A 2472-nucleotide genomic window follows, 5' to 3' on the forward strand; every position below is an offset into this window, starting at 1 on the left:
TGTTTTTGATAGCTTTTATTTTTAGGAAATCACGAGATAAAAGTTTCGGGTTTCACGACGATTGTTTCGCCTCATAAGCAAAGGCGCCGACCACCTCCAACGGATGGCCTAACTTAGTCATTGCTTCGGTAATCGACTCAAGGAGGCCGGAAAGGAAATGATCGGCATGTCAACTATTCTAGCAATCAAGCAGCGCGCTGCCCGTGGCGACAGCGTCGCCCAGATAGCCAGGGAGGAGGGAATCTCCGAGCCCACGGTGCGCAAATACCGCGACATGGACGACTTCTCCCCTCAGGTCAAGCCCAGGAAGAGGCGCGGTTCGAAGCTTGACCCGTTCAAGGCGACGATAGATCGTTGGCTTGCGGAGGACAGGAAGCGGCGCCCCAAGCAGCGACACACGGCCCAGCGGGTATTCGACCGGCTCGTCGCGGAATGCGGCTACGACGGCAGCTACACAATCGTCCAGGCCTACGTCAAGAAGCGCAAAGCCGAGCTCAAAGGCGCCAAAGACGAGTTCCTCAACCTCGAATGGGCGCCCGGCGAGGGGCAGGTCGACTTCGGCGTGTGCGACTTCAGGGTGCTGGGCGTCATGCGCGAGGTGCACTACCTGGTGGTCACCTTCCCGTTCTCCAACGTGTCGCTGGCGCAATGCTTCTGGGGCGAGACGTCGGAATGCGTCTGCGAGGGCCTGAAGGCCGTGTTCGAGTTCTGCGGGGGCGTGCCCACCCGGTTGGTGTTTGACAACGCCACGGGCGTCGGCAGAAGGGTCGGCCAGGTTGTCAGCACCGCCGACACGTTCACGCGCTTCGCCGCCCACTACGGGTTCGACTTCTCCTTCTGCAACCCCAACTCCGGCCACGAGAAGGGCTCCGTGGAGAATGCCGTCGGGGCCATCCGGCGCAACCTGTTCGTCCCCGTTCCCCGCATCGACAGCCTGCCCGCCTACAACAAGCGGATCCTCGGCAGGTGCCTGGATCGCGCCGGCAAGGACCATTACCTCAAAGGGGAGCCCGAGCGCCAGCTGTTCATGGAGGACTGCGTGGCCATGGCCGACCTGCCGGCGAAGCCCTTCCGCGTCGCGAAGATAGTCACGGCCAAGACCGACAAGTACGGCGACGCGTGCCTCGACGGCAGACACCGCTACCCGCTCGGGCCGGACCACGGCGAGGAGAGGGTGATCGTCGAGCTGGGCGCATTCCGGGTAGCCTTCTACGACGGCGAGGGCACGCAGATCGCCGCCTTCGACCGAGCATACGGGGATGCGCCCACCAAGGCCAGCGACCCCATGTCGCAGCTGGCGCTCCTTTGCAGGAAGCCGGGCGGATGGCAGAACAGCGCCGTCAGGGCGACCTTGCCGAAATCGCTGGCCAGGTCGATGGATTCCATGGGCAGGGCCGACAGGGGCACGATGCTCAGGATGCTTCGCGACGTCAGCGCGGATGCGGGCTACGAGGCCGCGGTAGCGGCGATGGCCGCGCTCGGCGCCGACGGCGGCGTCCCCAGCCGCGCTGACGTCGCATTGGCTGCCGCATGCACGGCGAACGGCCAAGGGTCCATCGCATACGACGACAGCCCCGACCTCGGGATGTACGACGCCGTCTTCGCAAAGGAGGCCTAGCCATGGACATCGAGCAGATGACGAGGGGCCAGATCGAGGCGGAGTTCGCCGCGCTGGCCAGGACCATGTACTTCACCAAGTCGACGATCGCGGCGTTTTCCAAGGATGCCACGCGAGGCCAGCTGGTGGCTGCATGCGAGCTGATCAGGAGCGAGAACGCCACCAGGGAGGAGAACAGGAAGGCAAGGCTCATGAAGCAGGCCAAATTCCCGGCCGTGAAGTCGGTCGCGGACTTCGACTTCGGCGAGGTGTCCTTCCCAGACGGCTACACCGTCGATGACCTGGTGTCATTGGAGTTTGTCCGGCAGGCCCAGGACTTCGTGTTCTACGGAGGATGCGGACGCGGAAAGACCCACCTGTCGATCGCACTGGGCGTGCTGGCGGCCGAGCGGGGCTACAAGGTCAGGTACTTCGAGACCGCGTCGCTGGTGCTGATGCTGAAGGCGGCCGTCGCCGACAACAGGCTCGAGCAGGTGCTTCGCGACATAGCCAAGGCGGACCTGCTGATAATCGACGAGTACGGCTACATCCCGATAGACATCGAGGGCGCTCGGCTGCTCTACCAGGTGATGTCGGCAACGTACGAGACGAGGAGCATGATCGTCACAACCAACATAGAGTTCGGCAAATGGGGCACTGTGCTGGGAGACGCGCACCTGGCCACGGCGACGATTGACAGGATCATGCATCATGGTCGGCTGGTTGAGTTCGGCGGGCAGAGCAGAAGGTTCGAGGAAGCCTTGATGATGGGAAGATCGGACAGTTAGCGAAGAAAGGGTGCGGCACCTTTGCAAAACGGTGAAACCCGAAAGAAATTAGTCGTGAAATCCTAAATTTAGTTGTTGTGAAAAACA

General features: G+C 62.3%; 2 protein-coding genes. Both read left to right on the plus strand.

What is annotated here, in order from left to right:
- Positions 1-157 precede the first annotated feature (157 nt).
- Positions 158-1618 carry an IS21 family transposase gene (gene istA / locus ACTQ40_RS10365; protein WP_123220231.1) on the plus strand — a complete coding sequence of 487 codons (1461 nt, stop codon included), beginning with the start codon at positions 158-160 and terminating at the stop codon, positions 1616-1618.
- A 2-nt stretch (positions 1619-1620) separates the two neighbouring features.
- Complete coding sequence (gene istB, locus ACTQ40_RS10370; protein WP_230205501.1) at positions 1621-2385, plus strand: IS21-like element helper ATPase IstB; 765 nt, start codon at positions 1621-1623, stop codon at positions 2383-2385.
- Positions 2386-2472: the final 87 nt, after the last annotated feature.

This window comes from Collinsella sp. Sow4_D11 (assembly GCF_052116465.1).
Taxonomy (GTDB): Bacteria; Actinomycetota; Coriobacteriia; order Coriobacteriales; family Coriobacteriaceae; genus Collinsella.